We start from the raw sequence: 20248 nt of genomic DNA on the forward strand, positions 1-20248 counted from the left end.
CCCGGAAGAACGGTCACATTACGCGGACGGATGTAATGCCAGCGCGAGTGTGGCTCAGTAGAACTGGGCGGGTGGAGTCCGGCAGGTAACTCCAGCGATGAGCGGATGTGTCTTCGGGCATATCAAGCGGGGTGGTACCGCGCCGATTGGCGTCCCCGTGGTTGAACTTAAAGAAGCAAACCATGGGAAAGAAGAGAACCACTGTGAATAAGCCGACTCCTGCTGGTGGCGCATACCCACGCTCAACTGAGTTTGGAACAATTTCTGGTAGCCCAAGTTTTCCGCAATTGGAAAGTTCTGTTCTCGACTTCTGGGCCAAAGATCAGACTTTCCAGGAGTCTGTTTCTGCTCGTGATGGCGCAGATGAATACGTCTTCTACGATGGTCCTCCGTTCGCTAACGGTCTGCCACACTACGGTCACCTCCTGACCGGTTACGTAAAGGACATCGTCCCTCGCTACCAGACCATGCAGGGCAAGCAGGTACAGCGTGTCTTTGGTTGGGACTGCCACGGTTTGCCAGCGGAGCTGGAGGCTGAGAAGCAGCTCGGCATCAAGGACAAGGGCGAGATCGAGGACATGGGTCTGGCCAAGTTCAACGACTACTGTGCATCTTCCGTTCTTCGATACACCGAAGAGTGGAAGGACTACGTCACGTGTCAGGCTCGTTGGGTTGACTTTGATGGTGGCTACAAGACCATGGATCTCGATTTCATGGAGTCGGTCATCTGGGCTTTCAAGGCGCTCTACGACAAGGGCCTGATCTACCAGGGCTTCCGTGTCTTGCCATACTCGTGGGCGGAGCACACACCACTGTCGAACCAGGAGACTCGCCTCGACGACTCCTACAAGATGCGTCAAGATCCAACTCTGACCGTGACGCTGCCAATCACCGGCGCCGCAGCTGGTTCTGCTGCAGAAGAAACGCTTGCCGACGGCGGTGAGGTAGCGGAAGCGCTGACCGGTGCTGCTGCTCTCGCGTGGACGACGACCCCGTGGACTCTTCCATCCAACCTGGCCTTGGCTGTTCACCCTGAGATCACGTACGCCGTGGTCAAGGTAGGCGAGGAGGGGCTCGAAGAGTTCCGTGGCAGCAGGTTCTTGTTGGCTGAAGCTCTTGTCGGCCAGTACGCCAAGGAACTGGGCAAGGACTTTGAGGTCGTGGCCACCATGCCTGGTGCTGCGCTTGTCGGCCTGCAGTACACGCCAATCTTCGACTACTTCGCTGATGAACCAAACGCTTTCCGCATCGTTGCTGCCGACTACGTTTCGGTCGAAGACGGTACCGGTATTGTTCACCAAGCTCCGGCCTTCGGTGAGGACGATATGGAGGTCTGTAAGGCCAACGGAATCGGCGTTGTCATTCCTGTCGATATGGATGGCAAGTTCACCTCTCAGGTTCCTGAGTACGAGGGCCAGTTGGTGTTTGATGCAAACAAGAACATCATCAAGGATTTGAAGGCGAAGCAGCGGGTTGTTCGCCACCAGACCATTGAGCACTCGTACCCACACTCGTGGCGCTCGGGTGAGCCTCTCATCTACATGGCGTTGCCTAGCTGGTTTGTTGAGGTCACGAAGTTCCGTGACCGTATGGTCGAGTTGAACCGGGAACAGATCAATTGGATCCCAGAGCACATCCGGGATGGCCAGTTTGGTAAATGGCTTGAAGGTGCACGCGACTGGAATATTTCGCGTAACCGATACTGGGGTGCGCCAATTCCTGTGTGGGTGTCGGACAATCCTGAATACCCTCGCACCGATGTGTACGGTTCGTTGGACGAGCTGGAGCGCGATTTTGGCGTCCGCCCTGAGTCTCTGCACCGTCCATACATCGATGAATTGGTTCGTCCGAACCCGGATGACCCAACGGGCGAGTCCATGATGCGTCGTGTTCCTGAGGTGTTGGACTGTTGGTTCGAATCTGGTTCCATGCCGTTTGCACAGAAGCACTACCCATTCGAGAACAAGGAATGGTTCGACGAGCACTCGCCAGCTGACTTCATCGTCGAGTACTCGGGTCAGTCTCGTGGTTGGTTCTACACCCTCCATGTCTTGTCGACGGCGCTGTTCGATCGACCAGCCTTCAAGACAGTTGTGGCGCACGGCATTGTGCTGGGCAATGACGGTCTGAAAATGTCGAAGTCGAAGGGCAACTACCCGAACGTCAAGGAAGTCTTCGATCGCGATGGTGCTGACGCGATGCGTTGGTTCCTCATGAGCTCGCCTATCTTGCGTGGTGGCAACCTCATTGTCACTGAGCAGGGCATTCGTGAAGGCGTCCGTCAGGCACTGCTGCCAATGTGGAATGCCTACTCGTTCTTGCAGCTCTATGCTTCAAAGCCAGCGGAGTGGTCCACGGATTCCGAGCATGTCTTGGATCGGTACATTCTGGCGAAGTTGGCTGCGACGGTTCGTTCGGTCACGGATAAGTTGAACGAGACGGACATCGCTGGTGCAACCGACGATATTCGTTGGTTCTGTGATGCATTGACGAACTGGTACGTGCGCCGTTCGCGTGACCGTTTCTGGGCTGGCGATGTCGAGCACCCAGAGGCATTCAACACGCTGTACACCGTCTTGGAGACGCTGACCCGTATCGCAGCGCCCCTGCTGCCAATGGCGACCGAAGTCATTTGGAAGTCGCTGACGGGTGGCCGTTCGGTACACCTGACCGATTGGCCAGATGCTGATTCCCTCCCACAGGACGATGCGCTGGTGTCTGCAATGGACATCGTTCGCAACGTGTGCTCGGCAACGTCGCGTGTACGTAAGTCGAAGAAGCTGCGTAACCGTTTGCCACTGCCGAAGCTCACCGTTGCGGTGCCTGAATCAGAGCAGCTGTCCGCATTCGTGGACATTATCCGCGACGAGGTCAATGTCGATGAAGTCGAGCTGACGTCTGACGTCGCTGCTGTCGGTACCTTCGAGGTGTCTGTGAATGCTCGTGCGGCCGGACCTCGGTTGGGCCGTGACGTGCAGCGGGTTATCAAGGCTGTGAAGTCGGGCAACTACGAAGTGGTCGATGGCGTTGTCGTTGCTGACGGTATTGAGTTGCAGGAGGGTGAGTACACTCGCAACCTCGTCGCAACGCATCCGGAAACGACCGCCGAAATCGACGATGTCGATGGTCTGGTTGTGTTGGATATTGACTTCGATGAGTCTCATGAAGCTCGTGGTTGGGCAGCGGACCGCGTGCGTGGTTTGCAGGATGCACGTAAGCAGGCTGGTTTGGACATCAGCGACCGTATCTCGGTGACCATGCAGGTACCTGCGAAGTACGAGGCGTGGGCTAACGAGCACGCTCAGACCATTGCTGGTGAGGTCTTGGCAACGTCATTCAATGTCACCGTTGGTGAAGATGCGTTGACCTACGACTTGGGCGACGCATGCACTGCTGAGGTAGCGAAGGCATAAAATCGGTTTCGGTTCGCTTCACGACGGCCCGCTAACTCTCCTTTGTAGAAAGGGGAGCAGCGGGTCGTTTGTTTTCTGGGAAGGTCGAAGAATCAGACTTATGGCAATCGCGGGTTTTAGAGATTCGCTAGTGCGTAGTCAGCTTCTTCTGTAGTGAACTGCTCGCCGTAGTCAGAAATGAGCTGGTCGTAGATGGCATCTGGAGACATTGCCATTGTGTCTTGGTAGCTACGAGCCTTTTCGAGAGCGTTCCTATTCCAATCTGCTTGGACGTTATCCACGGCATACTGCGCAGCATCCGGTGAGAACTTCTCGCCGTACTCGGAAGTGAGCTGGTCATAAAGGCCAGCCTTAGACATATGCATCATGTTTGCATACGTATCTGCCTTCTTCAGCGCAGATGTGTACTCGGTAGGAACGTTCTGATCAGCCTTGTTAGCGGATTCATCGCTGTCTGTGGCCGCTTCTGTGGTGTCTTCAGCGCCGTCGAGTGCTGGGGCCGTAGCTACGATGCCTGCACTGTCCGTATTGCTCGACGCGGAATCCGTGCTATCGCTACCTCCACCCATCGCAGAGCCAATGGCAGCCAACACGATGATGCCCGCCGCGATGCCGCCCCATTTGAAGCAACCACCCTTCTTCTTTGCTGGCGGTTGTGGCTGCATTGGCTGACCCGCAAATTGCCCTGGCTGCTGCGCATACGGATTCTGCTGACCGTATTGAGGCTGGTTTCCATTCGGGAATTGCTGTGCCTGGAAGTCTCCGGTTGAATTCAACTCCGACATTTTTCTGACTCCAATATTTCGGAAAGAAGGGGCTCGTCGAATTTCGAAGAGCTCAGCATCACTTGCTGATGGTCCACATAGTGACGCATGACGCGGATTGGAGATGTGGAGGTTTCGAACATCTATTTGGCAACGTCGAAAAGCAAGCGAAAGAAAGCGCATTGTGGAGTAGCGATGGCTGTGCCTGAATATGAATATATAGCCGAGAAACAGTCGTGTTTCATCGGTTTTAAATACCAAAAATCCGTTAGAAAATTAGCTCACAGGCGCGTTTCTATCCACAATTGCTGTATTGATTGATGCCATTGCCCCTCTTGAACTCTGCCTATCTTGCTAAAACTGCCAGTGGAAATTGTTAAGTGTCGTTCTGTTGTGAAGTTATTAGCGTCAATGGAGCATTGGGGGATGTTTTCATGCAAGAACTGTCGTTTCCAGTAATGAGCTACGAAGCTGGAGAGCTGGAAAATCTCATGGTTATCGACGAGTGTGTGCATAAGATGACGGAATTGTTGGGGCCCGTTTCTGAATGGGAATGGGCGACATTACGCCGGAATACTTTGGCTGAATGTGTATTGGATGTCGTTTTTTCGATTCGTATGCGACATAGTGTGGTTGACGGAATTATTGAGCGCTGGAATGCGTGGGCTTCGGGGCGAGACATGCCGATGGCGAAATGTGCGTCTGTGCTTTGCGACGTCCACGGTGTGGAAGGTCCTGCGTCTGCAGAGCTGCCGGAGATCCTTGACGGGATTCTGCCGAGGAATCGCGTCGCCGGGCGATTAAAAACTGACGTTGTTGCTGACATTGCCGGAAAGCTGTCACAAGAAGGTATTGAGGACATCGCTGACTTTCGTGACGCGGTTCGGCGCGATTGCGCAACGGTGCGTCACTTGTGGCTAGGCGTGAAGGGATTGGGGGTTGGCAGCTGGAATCAGCTGCGCTTGATCTCCGGGTGCGACGTGGTTGATGTGTCGCCCGCTGTCCGGCGGCAGTTGGGTTGTGTATCAGATGCGCCAATCGAAGAAGTCGAAGGCGTGCTGAATGGGGTTGCACAAGAGCTTGGGGTCTCGGCAGTTGTGGCAGAGTACGGGTTGTCAATGATTGCCAATGCTCGGAAGTCGGTCGCCTAAAGGACACGTATTGCCGTACTTGTGAAATCTCACTCTTTCGCACAAATAGGCGAATCGCCGTAAATCTGGCTACACTTATGCCTTATGCAACGCTGGGTCTTACACATCGATATGGACGCATTTTTTGCGTCGGTCGAACAGCTCACCCGGCCAACATTGCAAGGTCGTCCAGTGCTAGTGGGAGGACTGGGCGGTCGTGGCGTCGTTGCTGGTTGCTCGTATGAGGCCAGAGCCTACGGGGCTCATTCCGCAATGCCGATGATGCGGGCGCGTCGACTCATGCCACCCGGTGCGGTCGTTGTTGCACCTCGAAAGGGCATCTACGGGCATGTCTCCAAGCGGGTGTTTTCAATCATCCGTGAACGGGTTGATGTCGTCGAGCAGCTATCCGTCGACGAAGCATTTATGGAGCCACCCGAACTGGCTGGGGCAACCACCGATGCTGTTATAGCTTGGGCGGAGCAACTCCGCGCAGATATCCGTGAACAAACAGGGCTACCGTCGTCGATAGGTGCAGGGCCGGGGAAGCAGTTTGCGAAAATAGGTTCCGGCCTGGCAAAACCCAACGGTGTCTTCGCGATGCCAGCCGATAAGAAGGCTGAGCTGCTGGATCCGCTGCCCGTCGGAAAGCTGTGGGGTGTGGGGCCGGTGACCGCAGCGAAACTGAATGCGATGGGGATTTCAACGATCGGTGAGTTTGCCTCGCTACCGTTGCGCGATGTCGAGATTTCATTGGGGAAAACTGTCGGTCCCGCATTGTGGTCAATTGCGCAGGGCATTGATGAGCGTCCGGTGAAAGAACGAGATGTCGCGAAGTCTATTTCTTCCGAGTACACGTACCCCGAAGATTTGCATTCGCAGGCCCAAATGGATGCGGCCATCAATCGAGCCCTCGACAAATCCTTCGAGCGATTGTTGAAAGACGGTCGTGGTGCTCGAACAGTTACCGTTAAGGTCCGATTGGCGGATTTGAATATCCATACCCGTTCGGAAACGCTTCTGTATGCAACGCAAGACAAAGCTGTGCTGTCTGCCGTTGCTCATCGACTTGGTTTTTCGCCAACCGTTATCGGCCCAGTGCGACTTGTAGGTGTCGGCTTTTCCGGTTTGGACGAGAACATGCAATCGGTTCTCTTCCCGGAACTGGAGCAACAGGGCGCCGGGAGTGTTGTGACAGAAGATTCCAACACGATCGACACCTCCTTGGCAGACGAACCCGCCGGACTTGTCGAGCTCACCGGCAGCAGCGAACTACCCACATTCCGCGCCACGGACTCGACGTGGCTGCCCACTTCGGATGTTCATCACGCGGAGTATGGACATGGATGGGTGCAAGGCGCAGGACACGGCATCGTCAGTGTCCGATTCGAAAGCCGCAGCACAGGCCCCGGGCGGATGCGAAGCCTCAAAGAAGACGACCCCAATCTTCAACCGTGCACACCAATCTGCAGCCTCGACTGGAACGACTGGTCACCCGTACCCTTAGATTCATGACGGACTCACACGCTAGCGACCACGCCTCCACAGCAACCCCGAAGCTCACTGCATCGCTACGCAACACCGGGCGAACATATGCGCCCACCATCGAAGAACTTGACGACGGCCGCACGCCCTTCGAGCACATGGTCTCAGGCGATTGGTATATCGCGGATAGCGAAGAACTGACTACGCTGCATGCTCGGGCGATGCAACTTGGCCGAGAATTCGCAGATGCCTATGTTAGGGACCAGGTTGCGGCACAGGAGATCGTCGCAAAGCTTGTGGGAAGTTGCGGAGAAGGCACCGTGGTGCGCCCGCCGTTCACTGTTGACTATGGCGTGAACATTCACCTGGGAAAACGGACGTTTATCAACTTTGGTTTGGTAGTACTTGATATTTGTCGCATCGACATTGGTGATGACGTACAAATCGGTCCGAATGTGCAGCTGCTGGGTGCAGTCCACCCCTTGGACCCGGTCGCTCGAAAGAAGTACATTGAAGCCGGCGATCCCATCGCTATTGGCAACAACGTGTGGATCGGTGGTGGAGCCATTGTGCTGTCCGGTGTGAAGGTTGGTGACAACGCAGTCATTGCGGCTGGGGCAGTGGTGACGAAGGATGTTCCCGCCAACGCGATTGTGGGCGGGAACCCGGCGAAAATTATCAAGTACGTCGATTAGTGCCCTGAACGTTCGAGCACGACTGTTGGTTTAAAACAGAGTCTGCGGGTGAGTGCCAGTCGCAATTGCGGCCGCCAGGATTACTCGCGCCTGTGGTGCATGAACGCAGCCCGCGCTGATTACACCCTGCTGTTGCAGCGATGCGCCACCGCCAAGACCGCCATACGCTGCGAAGACATCTCCTCGTGGAACGCGAGTACACATCACCACAGGAATGTCGGCCTGCACTGCACGAGCAACCGCTTCTGCAAACTGGGTGGGGACATTACCTGCGCCGAGACCCTCGATGACCAAACCACGGGCACCCGCAGTGATTGCTGCATCCACCATCGAACCATCCGCACCTGCATAGGCAGGGACAATATCGACTCGGACGTCAGCCAAAGGGTGCACTGGCAACGCTTCCGGACGAAGCGGTTCCTCCGGCGCATTTGTCGCAAATGCGAGCGCGTCAGTAGTGTGCCATTTCGTTGCGCCACGAACAGGCAAAACAGCATGGCCAAACACGATCAGAGTGCCAATGCCACGCGCAGACGCATCGATGGCGATAACACAAGACTCGAACAAATTGCCCGGACCATCAGCTTCTGGATGATCTGCTGCACACTGCGCCCCAGTAAACACAACCGGTCGATGATCCGAATGAAAAACATCGACTGCCATTGCCGACTCTTCCATCGTGTCCGTTCCATGCGTGACGACGACGCCATCAACCTCGGGATCGTCCAATGCATCATGGACAGCCTCGATAATCGCGTCGATATCGGAAAAAGTCACTGCCGATGAATCGATGTTCATGAGTTCGCGAACCTCGATATCGACGACTCCGGCTTCAAATCGAGCAGCGATGGGACGTAGCAGCTCCTCACCACTAATAGTAGGAATGAGCTGTCCCTGCTTGTCCGTGGTGCAAGCAATAGTGCCACCAGTTGTAATGACAACGAGATGAGCGGTCCGAGTCTGCTCCTCAGACTGCTGCTGTGCCTGGTCAGTGGTGGCCTGGTTTTGCGTGCTATCCGCGCTGTTTGTCATGTCTCATACCTTACGGTGATGGTCCGATCGGACTAACTCATGGATGCACCTTGATGGCGTTTCTAGTTTCCCACCTGCAGTGATAGGGATTCTGTGTAATGTTGGTCATGTTAGGCCGAATCCATTCGACCCACATGACGAGGTATGAAATGAAGAATTTGCGAAGCATGACTGCACTTGTCATCGCCGGAATGACTGCTTTGACGTTGGCAGCATGTGGCGATGATGAGCCGGCGACACCAGAATCGTCAAAGGAGACTTCTAAAGAGAAGACTTCAACCAGTGAAGTTGCCGTATTGCCTTCTGCCAAGGAGCTCAACGACCTACTGATGAAGGTCACTGATGGTGCTGCTCCAATTGAGGAACGCACTGCATTGGTGGAAACTGGCGAAGAAATGCCAGATCTATTTCCGGCAATCGTACGTCCACCTGAAGGCGGACCAAGCTTCAACGTCATTGAGCCAGTCATGCCGGGATTCACTGCAGATTCGGCACTCGCTGGTGTGGATGTGAACTACCCCGATCAGGAACCACAGCGCATTGAAGGCGTTGAGTTCATGAGGGTCGACGGTAAGTGGCGTTTGTCCAAGGTCTGGGCGTGTACTTTGGCGCAGACCATGTCTCCAGACAGTGTTCCGCCGGTATGTGCCCCAGAGGGCGAAGTTCCAGCTCCACCAGCTGAGGAACAGCCACCTGCTGAGGTGCCACCTGTGGAAGCTCCGGCTCCAGAGGCGCCACCAGCTCCGGAGGAGCCTGCGCCAGAAGCACCACCTGCACCACCAGCGCCGGAAGCGCCAGCGCCTGAGGCGCCACCAGCTCCACCAGCTCCAGAGGCACCTGCTCCGGAAGCGCCACCAGCACCTCCGGCTGACGCCCCACTGCTGTAGTGAGCAGTCGTGATTAGCGGCTAGCTGGTTGCCAACAGCTAGCCAGCTTTACTGGAACTGCAACGCTCGGTGGGCTTGTTGCACAATTCGGGTATCGCTGGCACCGTCGCCGTAAATCACTTCGGTGACGTAGTCGATGGTGCCTTCAACGGGCAGTGGTTTCGTCACATCGATGACGAGCCTTCCCTCGCGGGTTTCTGTCTTCGCGTCAACGACAGTCAGCTTCGCGCCCTCACCAGCATCAAGCTCCGTCACAGCTGGCGCCTGCTCCACTGCGACGTTGAGAGTCAACACATCTCCTTCGCGTTCTTTTAACGTGTAGGTGATTTTTTGTTGCATCGCGGTGCTGCTGGAAACTTCGTTCTCGACAGTCCATGACGCGCCCTTACCAATTGCCTCATCTGGGAACACAACAGGCACATCATTGAGCTGATGCAGCGCAGCCTCGATGCCCGCACGTGCAGTCTCCGATGCCTTGTCCGGCGCACCGACCTTCATTTCCTCAATGAGCCCAGTGTCTTTCGCTGTCCACTCCATGACGAAACCCTCGGCTGTCCCGATATCTTCGTTGAGCTCAGCGTTGGAACCAAACGGCTTGCCGACGGTCGCAGTAACGGCACGAGACTCTCCAGCGGTCGCCTTCGTCGTCAGTGGCATTTCTAGTCGAGTATCAGGGAACGTCGAATCCGATTGCTCATCGGCGCCCTTTTGCACAAACCCCTGGGTGATAATCACGCTGTTGGTTTGCTCGGCGCCGTCATCGTGCCAACGGACTTTGGCGGTTTCGCCGTCGCCGTCGTCAAGCAGAGTGACCTTAGGCGAGGAGATCTCGATTGGCATGGTCTCAGGGACCGCGGTATCAGAGCTACAGCTGCTTAACGAAAGTCCGGCTACGACGGGAATCCCGGCGCATAAAGTGATGATTCGACGCTTCACGGCCACCAGGCTACCGGCGAATGAGGAAAAGACCTAAGATGGCGGGGTGACTAAACCCGCCGACACAACTCAGAATGCACGATTAAAGCCCTTGATTGGTCTTTTGATCGCCACCATTGTGGTGGTGGCGGTGATCGATCAAATAAGCAAGATCGTGGCGGTGGGGCAGTTAGAAGGAAAACCACCGATCGATGTGATCGGGGATTGGTTCCAACTCACGCTGCTGCGTAATCCTGGAGCTGCGTTTTCCATGGGTGCAGAATCAACGTGGATTTTCACCAGCATTCAGATCGTGTTTATCGTGCTCGTCGGTGTTTTCTCGAAGTATCTGGTGACTCGTACTGGAGCCATTGCTGCCGGTATGGTCGCGGGCGGTGCGCTGGGAAACCTGATTGATCGACTTTTCCGGGATCCCAGTTTTTACGTCGGCCATGTGGTGGATTTCTTCTCGGTGAAGCATTTCGCAGTGTTCAATGTTGCCGATGCAGCGATTACGGTGGGCGTCATCGTGTTGGCAACGTGGATCGTATTCTCCAAGGATCTGGATACCGCGTTTGAAAAAGAGGCAGAAGACGCAGATGACGCGGAGGCTGCCAATGCGTGAGACTCGACAAATGCCAGTTCCACCTGGGCTTGCCGGGATGCGCGTTGATGCTGGTGTCGCAAAGTTGCTCGGTTTATCGCGCACAGTTGTCGCCGAGCTCGCGCAAGCTGGAGATATTACGGTTGACGGGGCAGTCGTAGGTAAGTCGGATCGGTTACCCGAAGAAGCATGGTTGGCAGTGCTTTTGCCGGAAGTGAAAAACACCTTGATGCCTAAGGAAGAGCTGGTAGAGGGCATGGATGTCCTGTATCACGACTCAGACTTGGTAGCTGTGCACAAGCCTGTTGGGGTAGCTGCGCATCCATCGGTGGGGTGGGAAGGGCCAACGGTTGTTGGCGGTTTGGCAGCAGCAGGCTTCCGTATTTCTACCTCGGGCCCGCCAGAACGCCAGGGAATTGTGCAGCGTCTCGATGTCGGTACCTCAGGCGTCATGGTGGTGGCGTGCTCGGAACGTGGTTACTCAACGCTCAAGCGGGCTTTCAAGAACCGCGATGTACAGAAGACATATCACGCATTGGTGCAAGGACATCCTGATCCGTCGTCAGGCACTATCGACGCTCCGATTGGACGGCATCCTTCGGCGGGGTGGCGGTTCGCGGTGCGCCAGGATGGCAAGCATGCGGTGACACACTACGAAACAATTGAGGCGTTTGCGCCCGCGTCGCTTGTGAAGATCCGACTAGAAACGGGACGCACACACCAGATTCGTGTGCACTTCTCCGCGCTGAATCATCCATGTGTTGGTGATCCGATGTACGGTAGCGACCCGGCGTTGGCGAAGCGAGTCGGACTGAACCGCCAGTGGCTACACGCCGTGGAACTGGGCTTCCATCACCCGGCAGATGGTCGTTGGATGACCATTGAATGTCCATACCCTGATGACTTGTCGCACGCACTTGATGTTTTGAGGACCTAGTTTTCATGTCTGCTTCTTCCAACCGCTCATCGACGGTGTCTCCGCTGCTGGCAGCGATTGCCTTTCTGTGCGTCATCGGCATGGCCATTCTCTTCGTTTACTTGTCCAACTCGGACCGCATGAGCAAGCCACAGAACATCAATGGCGACATGCTGGGACCTGAGGTCACGGAGTCTGCACCTGCCTATGTCAAGCGTGCCGACGACTCCCTGAACAACAGAGAAAAAGAAGAAGCAGAGCTTCGTGACCCGGGGGCAGCTGGGGTACACCCCAAGTATTGGGCACTGGTGTCGTTTGACACTCCTGGGACTACTCGCACCGCCGCGGCATCAGTCAAGGGAATCGAGGATCTTCGTGTTGCATCCATGGTGGTGGGGCCAATGATGACACGGGACCTTCCGGAGCCCGTCGGCAAGGAGCAACGGCTGGATGTGCTGAACCGGGAAATGGAGATCGTGTATGAGTCTTCGGGCTTGGCCAAGGACGATCCGAATGTCACGGTCAATGGGCTCATTGTGCATGCAGATTTGGCAACACTTCGCGATATTCGGGACAACAAGGGTGTCTCTGCAGTCGAGGCACTACCTGCCGATGCTGCGCGAGGCCGGTTTGGCATCCGACCAATGCTTCCCTCGCAAGAAGACGGCGAAACCACCAGCACTACCAACAGCCCCGCAACTGGCCCAACCAACGGCCCAGCTATGGAGAATTAGGAGTTCTTGACGCGTGCTACAAGCAATTGGTGCTTATCTGCTGTGGGGACTGTTCCCGTTCTATTTCCCACTTTTGAAACCTGCCGGACCCGTCGAGATTTTGGCGCATCGCTTCGTCTGGACCTGCGTGCTCATGGCGATCGTCGTGACCATCATTGGTGGGTGGCGACGCATTCGTGCCATGAGCAGGAAAACGTTTCTCGTTGTTGCGGCTGCGGCAGTGTTTATCTCAGTGAACTGGGGCGTGTACGTTTACGCAGTTAACACCAACCAAGTGGCAGAAGCCGCTTTGGGCTATTTCATTAACCCGCTGGTCAGCGTCGCATTAGGCGTGGTGTTCCTCAAGGAAACGCTGACGCGATTGCAGACCGTCTCGGTTCTCCTTGCGACGATCGCCGTCATCATCCTGACCATTTCTATTGGTACTCCGCCGATTATCGCGCTGTCTTTGGCGTTTAGCTTCGGGTTCTATGGTTTGCTCAAAAAGCAGGTAAACCTCAGTTCTGCTGAGTCGTTGATGGCAGAATCGGCGATCATCACGCCGTTGGCCATTGCCTACCTCGTATGGCTGCAGACGAAGGGAACTAGCACCTTCCTCAGTGAGGGGCCATCGCACATGGGGCTGCTGATGTTTGCTGGCGTTGCCACGGCATTGCCATTGCTGTTGTTTGGCATCGGCGCGAAAAAGATTCCGTTGTCTACCATCGGGCTGATTCAGTACATCACTCCATGTATGCAGATGATTATCGCAGTGGTAATTAACAAGGAGCAGTTGGAGCCAGCGCGATGGGCGGGCTACATCATCATTTGGGTAGCAGTAGTCCTGTTCGTCGCAGACATTCTGATCTCGATGCGGAAAAGGCGCAAACTACGCACCGAAGAGCTCACGCAAGTGCGAGTTGAGGAATAGGCCCTGCGGATCCAGTTGGGAGCGAAGCTTTGCGACGTCGTCGAAAAGCGGGTAACGCTCACGCAGGTCAGCACTATTCAGAGTGTGCAGTTTGCCCCAATGCGGGCGTCCACCTGCTTCCTTGAAAATAGGTTCGATGAGATCGAAGAAGTAGCGCGCGTACGGTTCCTTCCAGTAGCGATGAACTGCAATGTAGGCGCTATCGCGTTGGTACGCGGTCGATAAAGCGACATCGTCGCTCTTTGCTGCGCGAATCTCTAGTGGGAATGACACCCAAGCCCGATGACGGTCAATGACCGAACGGATCTCACCGAGCACCTCGGGGAGATCGTCAAGAGCGATGGCGTACTCCATCTCGGAAAAACGAACACGGCGTGGCGAAACAAACACTCGATGCGATTCGTCCACATACTTCCGTCGGCTCACAGTACTGGCAGCAAAGCGGTTCAGCGCTCGGGTGCTCCGCGGCATTGCACGTGATAGTTCACAGATTCCGAGCAATCCGCCGTTGTTCAGGACTTCCTCTGAGAAAAAGGAACTTGTCGACGCAGCCATCCGTGCTGCACCCGAAGACTGGCTGGTAGGAGAGTCACTCGGCAGGGAATGCGTGGCACGCAATTCTGGCAGGGCGGTGTTCAACTCTGTATCGGGGATGCGGGTGTTCTCTTTCACCAAGGCGGTCGAAGTCCCGGGGAACCAGTAGAACTCCATGTGGTCGACAGCTTTCACCCGCTCGGTGAAGTTGATGCGGACATCATCGAAGTCTTCTGGGTGTTCGTCGGCAGCAAGATGAAAAGCAGGTACGCAGTCGAGGGTCAGTTCTGTGAGAACTCCAAAGACCCCTAGACCGAGGCGTGCGAGGCGGAACAACTCCCCGGCACGACCTTCAGCTCCTTCGTAACAGTCGTATTCGACTGCATCGGCACAGATGATGCGGAATCCTCGGAGCATGCCCGCGAAACCAGTGAAATTCAGACCAGTGCCGTGAGTACCCGTCGATACAGCCCCCGCCACTGATTGCGGGTCAACATCGCCTTGGTTAGCCAAAGACAAACCCAACGGACGCAAAAGAGCAGGGACGTCGCGAAGGCGCGTGCCTGCACGAAGCGTAACTGTCATGGCCTCCCGGTCAACATGGAGCAACCCCGACATGTTGTCCAGCTGCACCCGATGCCCAGATGTTGTTGCCACAGGAGTAAACGAATGGCCTGCACCGAGCGGTCGCACCTGGCTGCGCTGAGCTGCAGCTGCCCGAATTACCTCGGCAATGTCGTGCGTCGATTCCGGACTATGCACGCGCGCTGGTTCACACGTCTGGGTACGAGACCAGTTACTCCACAGCCGACTTTCTGTGTCGTGCCCCTCGTGCTTCGTGGCAAACGGATTGTGTAGCGAACTCATGTGAACAACAGTCCCTTTCCTCGGTACGTTGGCCAGCGATGAATAATCTCGCCACCTGCAACGATTAGTGTCTCATTGGCATGTTCAGCGATCTCTCCGGCTTTTGCGTGTCGGAACCAAACGGCATCACCGATGCCAAGCGACTTCGCTGCCTGTCCAGTCAGAGGCGTCTGTACTTCGCCTGGGCCCTCATCCGGCACGTACTTGAGTCCCGCCGGATACACCGGCGTTGGCAATCGATCGGCTCCCGCGGGGCCAGAGGCGATTCGGCCTCCACCAGCTACCGTCGCAATCGAACGATGAGGCTTTCGCACCACTGGCACGACAAACCATGCTGCAGGGGTCAGGGTGAACGCACGGTAGCCGTCGAAAAGTGTGGGGGCCAGGAAGCCAGATCCCGCAGCCACTTCCGTCACCGCAGATTCAACACACGTTGACTCAAGCGAACCGGTGCCACCGCCGTTAACGAACTCCAGCGGGCCACTGTGCTTTTCGACGGCTGTCACTATAGCTTCTCGACGCTTCGCCAATTCCGCACGCGAGCGACGCTGCATCACTCGGATAAGGCGGGAACGCGCGGAACGGCCTTTGTCTCCGACACCTGCGATGTGGCCTTCGTACATCATGATGCCGGACAGCGCGAGCCCCGGAGTGTCGGCGACAAGCTTCGCAAGGCGGACAGCGTCTGCAGATGAGTGAGCAGGAGAGCGGCGAGTGCCAATATGGACGCCAGGTGCAGGTCGCCAGGACGCATCGATATCTAGGCACACGCGGATAGGTGTCGCATCTGTGGCGTGTCGTGCGATGAGAGCGATGTGTTCAGGGGAATCCACCATGAGGCAGATTGCTGCTCGGGCAGCGGGGTCGTCGGCAAGCTCAGTGAGCGCGGTCGTGTTAACGCTGGGGTACGCGACGAGAATGTCGTCGGAGATGTCGTCCCGAAAGAGGGCCAGTGCCTCGGGGAGTGTGTACGCGAGAATGCCTTGAAAACCAGGCTTGTTTAGTACATAGCGTAAGAGTTCGGGGATACGTACCGACTTGGAGGCCACCCGAATAGGCATGCCATGGGCGCGGTCAAGCAGTGACTGTGCGTTGGCGTCGATGGCTTCGAGATCCACAACGAGAGCGGGCAGTTGCTCGTGTGCGATCGCAGACCGAACTGCGTCGGGGACTGCTGGGGAAAACATGTCGCAAATATAACGAGATTAACTACGGTTCGTTGTGGTTTTAGAAAGAAAACCCGTAGGCGAAAGCCCAGATGCTGACTTCTATCGCTGGCGAGTACTGTCGCCGAAGTTCATCGGGGCAAGCGGCGCTAGACGAGCCAGCTGTAACGAGCTTCGGAGGACTCGAATTCGATGACATCGCCGTCAACCAGGTAGCCAGCTGCTACTGGGCGACGTTCCATGGACTCCAAAACCTGATCGAGCTTGTCGGTGTTGAACATCGAGTAGACGCCCTCTGGGAGTGGAGAGAACATAGGTACGTTCCTTTCGCTATGGAAAACGTGAGAATGTCCTCAAGTATTAGGTAGAGGGTGGGCGAAAGTAAAGACACTGGTGAGTGAAATTCAACACGTCTGTAAGTATCGATATCTCATCATCTCTGACCAGGGGCTTGGCCTTCGATCCGGCTGTCAGCCTACAATCTGGGATCATGGCTAACTCTTCGTTCGTGCACCTTCATAATCACACCGAGTATTCAATGCTCGACGGCATGGCGAAGATCGATCTTCTGGCTGATGAGGTGAATCGACAAGGTATGCCGGCGGTCGGCGTGACCGACCACGGCAATATGTTTGGTTCAAACGCCTTTTATCGGCAGATGACCAAGAAGGGCATTAAGCCCATCATCGGCATTGAGGCGTACATGGCTCCCGAAAGTCGATTCAACAAAAAGCGTATTCAGTGGGGCGAGCCACACCAGAAGGGCGATGACGTCTCGGGTCGTGGTTCCTACTTGCATCAGACGATGCTGGCTCTAAATTCACAGGGCCTGCGAAATCTCTTCTACTTGTCCTCGATGGCATCGTACGAAGGGCAACTGGGTAAGTACCCGCGAATGGACGCAGAGCTGATTGCCGAGCGCTCCGAAGGCATTTTGGCCACCACGGGTTGCCCGTCCGGTGACGTTCAGACGCGCCTTCGCCTCGGCCAGTTTGATGAGGCCTTGAAGGCTGCCGGCATGTGGCAGGACATCTATGGCAAGGAGAACTACTACCTTGAATTGATGGACCACGGGTTGGATATCGAAACCCGGGTTCGCAGCGAGTTGCTGGAAATTGGCAAGAAGCTGAATCTGCCGCCCGTCGTCACGAATGACTGCCACTACGTAACCAGGGATCAAGCTAAAGCCCACGAAGCGATGTTGTGTGTGCAGACCGGCAAAACTCTGCACGATCCAGATCGCTTCAAGTTCGATGGCGACGGCTACTACATCAAGTCTGCCGAAGAAATGCGTGCGACCTGGGATCACCTGGTTCCTGAAGCGTGCGACAACACTTTGCTCATTGCCGAGCGCGTCGAGTCGTACGACGAACTGTGGGAGGAACACACCCACGATCGAATGCCACTTGCCGACGTGCCGGAGGGCGAAACCCCCACCACTTGGCTGCGCCACAAGGTGATGGAGGGGCTAGAAAAGCGATTCGATGGGCGTGAAGTCCCAGAAGAATACATCCAGCGCGCCGACTATGAAATTGAAGTTATCGATGGCAAGGGGTACCCGTCGTACTTCCTCATCGTTGCCGAGTTGATCGCGCATGCGCGTGAAATTGGCATCAAGGTGGGCCCAGGTCGTGGTTCGGCTGCTGGTTCCTTGGTTGCGTACGCAACATGGATTACCAACATCGACCCGATTGAACATGGCCTGTTGTTCGAGCGATTCCTCAACCCAGAGCGCCCATCGGCACCTGATATCGATATCGACTTTGACGACCGTCGTCGTGACGAAATGATCCGCTACGCTGCTGATCGCTGGGGCGAGGACAAGGTCGCGCAGGTGGTGACCTTCGGTACGGTGAAGACGAAGCAGGCACTGAAAGACTCTGCGCGCGTGCAGTTCGGGCAGCCGGGCTACCAAATTGGTGACCGCATCACGAAGGCGCTGCCACCAGCCATTATGGCGAAGGATATTCCGCTGGGTGGCATCATGGACCCTCAGCATCCTCGTTACGGCGAGGCTGCCGAGGTGCGTCAGTTGATCGAAACAGATCCTGACGTAGCCAAGATTTACGAGACTGCCCGCGGTCTGGAAGGCGTAATTCGCCAGACTGGTGTACATGCGTGTGCGGTGATTATGGCTTCGGTGCCGTTGCTGGATCACGTGCCAATGTGGAAGCGCCAGGCTGACGGTGCGCTCATCACGGGCTGGGACTATCCGGCATGTGAAGCCATCGGTCTGTTGAAGATGGACTTCCTAGGCCTGCGAAACCTGACGGTTATTGGTGACTGCCTGGAAAATATCGAAGCGAATCGAGGAGAAAAGATTCTTCTCGACGAGCTGCAGACCGACGACAAGAACGCCTACGAGCTGCTTGCTCGTGCCGATTCGCTGGGTGTGTTCCAGCTGGACTCAGGTGGTATGCGTGAGCTGTTGAAGCGCATGCAGCCGACAGAGTTTAACGACATCGTGGCCGCTCTCGCGCTGTATCGACCAGGACCGATGGGTGTTGGCGCGCACTTGGCTTATGCCGACCGTAAGAATGGACGCAAGCCCATCGAACCAATCCACCCTGAGTTGGAAGAGCCACTCAAGGACATCTTGGGCGAGACATACGGTCTGATTGTGTACCAGGAGCAGATCATGAGGATCTCGCAGAAGGTCGCAAACTACACCGCTGGTCAAGCAGATGGCTTCCGTAAAGCAATGGGTAAGAAGAAGCCGGAGGAACTTGCTCGCCAGTACGCAACCTTCGAAGCGGGCATGAAGGAAAATGGTTACTCAAAGGAAGCACTCGATGCGCTGTGGGGAACCATCGAACCATTCGCGTCGTACGCGTTTAACAAGTCCCACGCTGCAGGTTACGGACTGGTGTCGTACTGGACGGCGTACCTCAAGGCGAACTACACGGCTGAATACATGGCTGCTTTGTTGACATCGGTGTCGGACAATAAGGATAAGTCTGCAATCTATCTTTCCGACTGTCGCCATCTTGGTATTCATGTGTTGTCCCCGGATGTCAACGAGTCTGCAATGAACTTCCAGTCGGTGGGCAAGGATATCCGTTTTGGTCTTGGCGCTATTCGTAACGTGGGCCATGATGTTGTGGACTCGATCGTCGCGACGCGAAAGGAAAAGGGGAAGTTCAAGGACTTCTCGGACTACCTGGACAAGATCGATACTCTGCCGTGTTCGAAGCGAGTGACAGAATCCTTGATCAAGGGCGGTGCGTTCGACTCGCTTGGCCACCCGCGTAAGGGATTGGCACTCATCCATGAGGATGCCGTCGATGCAGTCCTGCCAACGAAGAAGGCCGCTGACAAGGGACAATTCGACTTGTTCTCAGGATTCGGTGGTGAAGAAGACGAAGATGCTGTCAATGTTTTCCAGGTAGAGATCCCGGACGAGTCGTGGGAGCGGAAGCACGAACTCGCACTCGAGCGAGAGATGCTGGGTCTGTACGTGTCTGGTCACCCGCTGGACGGCTATGAAGAATCGTTGGCGCAGCAAACGGATACGGCAATTACGACGATCGTTGGTGGCGAAGTCCCTGACCGTACCGAAGTCGTCATTGGTGGCATCGTCTCGAGCGTGGATCGCCGAGTGAATAAGGACGGCTTGCCGTGGGCCATCATTGGTTTGGAAGACCATAACGGAGCCTCGGTGGAAGTGCTTGCGTTCCCGCGCACGTACGCAATGGTGTCGACGATGGTGGCGGAAGATGCAATCGTGCTGGTGAAGGCGCGCGTGCAGTACCGGGATGATCGCCTGAGCATTGTGTGCGATGACATTAAGGTGCCAGATCTCGGGCTGAACGGTGCATCCGGAATTCCGCTTCGGCTGCAGTTGCGCACCGAACAGTGCACGCCGGAGTTCATTGCCAAACTCAAGCGCGTTCTGCAAGACAATCCAGGTGAATCCGACGTGTACCTGAATCTCGTCGATGGCAATAATTCCACGATGATGGTGCTGGGCGAACACTTGCGAGTCAACCGTGCAGCAAGTCTTTTCGGAGATTTGAAAGCCACCCTCGGCCCAGGCATTTTGGGACAGCAATCCTAAAGGGTGGGACATTGGCGGAGGTTGTGGTTTGCCCGAATGTCGTCCTGAACTGGGATGACGGCGCGGTTATGCGCCGTAGCTGAGGGGGAGTTGCCGTCCCAATGTCATTGTTTGGGTTGGTGGCGGTAATGTAAATCAA

The 20248-nt window shown here is 55.8% G+C and carries 16 protein-coding genes; 10 read left to right on the forward strand and 6 right to left on the reverse strand.

The annotated features are described in order from the left end of the window. Positions 1–182 precede the first annotated feature (182 nt). Positions 183–3413: an isoleucine--tRNA ligase gene (gene ileS, locus WG938_RS10150; protein ID WP_339980132.1), complete on the forward strand. Its 3231-nt coding sequence runs from the start codon at positions 183–185 to the stop codon at positions 3411–3413. Between the two features lie 116 nt (positions 3414–3529). Here ileS and WG938_RS10155 read toward each other — a convergent pair whose 3' ends face one another. Beyond that, positions 3530–4198 (reverse strand): Ltp family lipoprotein, encoded by a 669-nt coding sequence (locus WG938_RS10155; protein WP_445292920.1) that lies wholly within the window; start codon positions 4196–4198, stop codon positions 3530–3532. A 413-nt stretch (positions 4199–4611) separates the two neighbouring features. On the opposite strand from WG938_RS10155, the gene WG938_RS10160 reads away from it, so the two are divergent. From WG938_RS10160 to WG938_RS10170, 3 genes are all read left to right on the forward strand, one after another. Continuing rightward, positions 4612–5328 carry a hypothetical protein gene (locus tag WG938_RS10160; protein WP_339980134.1) on the forward strand — a complete coding sequence of 239 codons (717 nt, stop codon included), beginning with the start codon at positions 4612–4614 and terminating at the stop codon, positions 5326–5328. 84 nt (positions 5329–5412) lie between these two features. Beyond that, on the forward strand, positions 5413–6822 hold the full coding sequence (locus tag WG938_RS10165; protein WP_339980135.1) for a DNA polymerase IV: 1410 nt from the start codon (positions 5413–5415) through the stop codon (positions 6820–6822). Next, positions 6819–7487, forward strand: coding sequence for a sugar O-acetyltransferase (locus WG938_RS10170; protein WP_339980137.1), 669 nt, complete (start codon positions 6819–6821; stop codon positions 7485–7487). Before WG938_RS10165 ends, WG938_RS10170 begins: the two co-directional genes overlap by 4 nt. Before the next feature lie 30 nt (positions 7488–7517). Here WG938_RS10170 and WG938_RS10175 read toward each other — a convergent pair whose 3' ends face one another. Further along, complete coding sequence (locus WG938_RS10175) at positions 7518–8519, reverse strand: asparaginase (RefSeq protein ID WP_339980139.1); 1002 nt, start codon at positions 8517–8519, stop codon at positions 7518–7520. A 167-nt stretch (positions 8520–8686) separates the two neighbouring features. Here WG938_RS10175 and WG938_RS10180 point away from each other — a divergent pair, with 167 nt between their 5' ends. Then, entirely contained in the window at positions 8687–9406 is a 720-nt protein-coding gene (locus WG938_RS10180) for a hypothetical protein (RefSeq protein ID WP_339980141.1), read from the forward strand. Between the two features lie 48 nt (positions 9407–9454). On the opposite strand, the gene WG938_RS10185 is transcribed toward WG938_RS10180, so the two are convergent. Beyond that, on the reverse strand, positions 9455–10342 hold the full coding sequence (locus WG938_RS10185) for a DUF6263 family protein (protein WP_339980143.1): 888 nt from the start codon (positions 10340–10342) through the stop codon (positions 9455–9457). Positions 10343–10388: 46 nt separating this feature from the next. Between WG938_RS10185 and lspA the strand changes: the two genes are divergently transcribed. Genes lspA through rarD form a run of 4 tightly spaced genes read left to right on the forward strand, consistent with a single transcriptional unit; the run spans position 10389 to position 13485 of the window. Beyond that, positions 10389–10946, forward strand: a complete 558-nt coding sequence (lspA, locus tag WG938_RS10190; protein ID WP_339980144.1) for a signal peptidase II — start codon at positions 10389–10391, stop codon at positions 10944–10946. After that, complete coding sequence (locus tag WG938_RS10195; protein WP_339980145.1) at positions 10939–11862, forward strand: RluA family pseudouridine synthase; 924 nt, start codon at positions 10939–10941, stop codon at positions 11860–11862. Before lspA ends, WG938_RS10195 begins: the two co-directional genes overlap by 8 nt. Positions 11863–11867: 5 nt before the next feature. Next, complete coding sequence (locus tag WG938_RS10200) at positions 11868–12575, forward strand: hypothetical protein (protein ID WP_339980146.1); 708 nt, start codon at positions 11868–11870, stop codon at positions 12573–12575. Between the two features lie 13 nt (positions 12576–12588). After that, positions 12589–13485, forward strand: a complete 897-nt coding sequence (rarD, locus tag WG938_RS10205; protein WP_339980147.1) for an EamA family transporter RarD — start codon at positions 12589–12591, stop codon at positions 13483–13485. Here the strand turns inward: rarD and WG938_RS10210 are convergent. From WG938_RS10210 to WG938_RS10220, 3 genes are all read right to left on the reverse strand, one after another. Beyond that, positions 13444–14886, reverse strand: a complete 1443-nt coding sequence (locus tag WG938_RS10210; protein WP_339980148.1) for a D-arabinono-1,4-lactone oxidase — start codon at positions 14884–14886, stop codon at positions 13444–13446. The two genes, rarD and WG938_RS10210, sit on opposite strands and share 42 nt — an antisense overlap. After that, positions 14883–16073, reverse strand: a complete 1191-nt coding sequence (locus tag WG938_RS10215) for an amino acid deaminase/aldolase (RefSeq protein ID WP_339980150.1) — start codon at positions 16071–16073, stop codon at positions 14883–14885. Before WG938_RS10215 ends, WG938_RS10210 begins: the two co-directional genes overlap by 4 nt. A gap of 128 nt (positions 16074–16201) precedes the next feature. Beyond that, the gene (locus tag WG938_RS10220; protein WP_339980152.1) at positions 16202–16366 is read right to left on the reverse strand and encodes a hypothetical protein; all 165 of its coding nucleotides are present in this window, start codon (positions 16364–16366) and stop codon (positions 16202–16204) included. Positions 16367–16539: 173 nt separating this feature from the next. On the opposite strand from WG938_RS10220, the gene dnaE reads away from it, so the two are divergent. After that, a complete protein-coding gene (gene dnaE, locus WG938_RS10225) occupies positions 16540–20109 on the forward strand; it encodes a DNA polymerase III subunit alpha (RefSeq protein ID WP_339980290.1) in 3570 nt (1189 codons plus the stop codon). Positions 20110–20248 lie beyond the last annotated feature (139 nt).

This window comes from Corynebacterium sp. H113 (genome assembly GCF_037572315.1).
Taxonomy (GTDB): Bacteria; Actinomycetota; Actinomycetes; order Mycobacteriales; family Mycobacteriaceae; genus Corynebacterium.

What these genes read in the sequence shown, in the direction of transcription:
- ileS (WP_339980132.1), top strand. Translation starts at nt 183, where the DNA reads ATGGGAAAGAAGAGAACCACTGTGAATAAGCCGACTCCTGCTGGTGGC.
- WG938_RS10155 (WP_445292920.1), bottom strand. Translation starts at nt 4,198, where the DNA reads ATGTCGGAGTTGAATTCAACCGGAGACTTCCAGGCACAGCAATTCCCG.
- WG938_RS10160 (WP_339980134.1), top strand. Translation starts at nt 4,612, where the DNA reads ATGCAAGAACTGTCGTTTCCAGTAATGAGCTACGAAGCTGGAGAGCTG.
- WG938_RS10165 (WP_339980135.1), top strand. Translation starts at nt 5,413, where the DNA reads ATGCAACGCTGGGTCTTACACATCGATATGGACGCATTTTTTGCGTCG.
- WG938_RS10170 (WP_339980137.1), top strand. Translation starts at nt 6,819, where the DNA reads ATGACGGACTCACACGCTAGCGACCACGCCTCCACAGCAACCCCGAAG.
- WG938_RS10175 (WP_339980139.1), bottom strand. Translation starts at nt 8,519, where the DNA reads ATGACAAACAGCGCGGATAGCACGCAAAACCAGGCCACCACTGACCAG.
- WG938_RS10180 (WP_339980141.1), top strand. Translation starts at nt 8,687, where the DNA reads ATGACTGCACTTGTCATCGCCGGAATGACTGCTTTGACGTTGGCAGCA.
- WG938_RS10195 (WP_339980145.1), top strand. Translation starts at nt 10,939, where the DNA reads ATGCGTGAGACTCGACAAATGCCAGTTCCACCTGGGCTTGCCGGGATG.
- WG938_RS10200 (WP_339980146.1), top strand. Translation starts at nt 11,868, where the DNA reads ATGTCTGCTTCTTCCAACCGCTCATCGACGGTGTCTCCGCTGCTGGCA.
- WG938_RS10210 (WP_339980148.1), bottom strand. Translation starts at nt 14,886, where the DNA reads ATGAGTTCGCTACACAATCCGTTTGCCACGAAGCACGAGGGGCACGAC.
- WG938_RS10215 (WP_339980150.1), bottom strand. Translation starts at nt 16,073, where the DNA reads ATGTTTTCCCCAGCAGTCCCCGACGCAGTTCGGTCTGCGATCGCACAC.
- WG938_RS10220 (WP_339980152.1), bottom strand. Translation starts at nt 16,366, where the DNA reads ATGTTCTCTCCACTCCCAGAGGGCGTCTACTCGATGTTCAACACCGAC.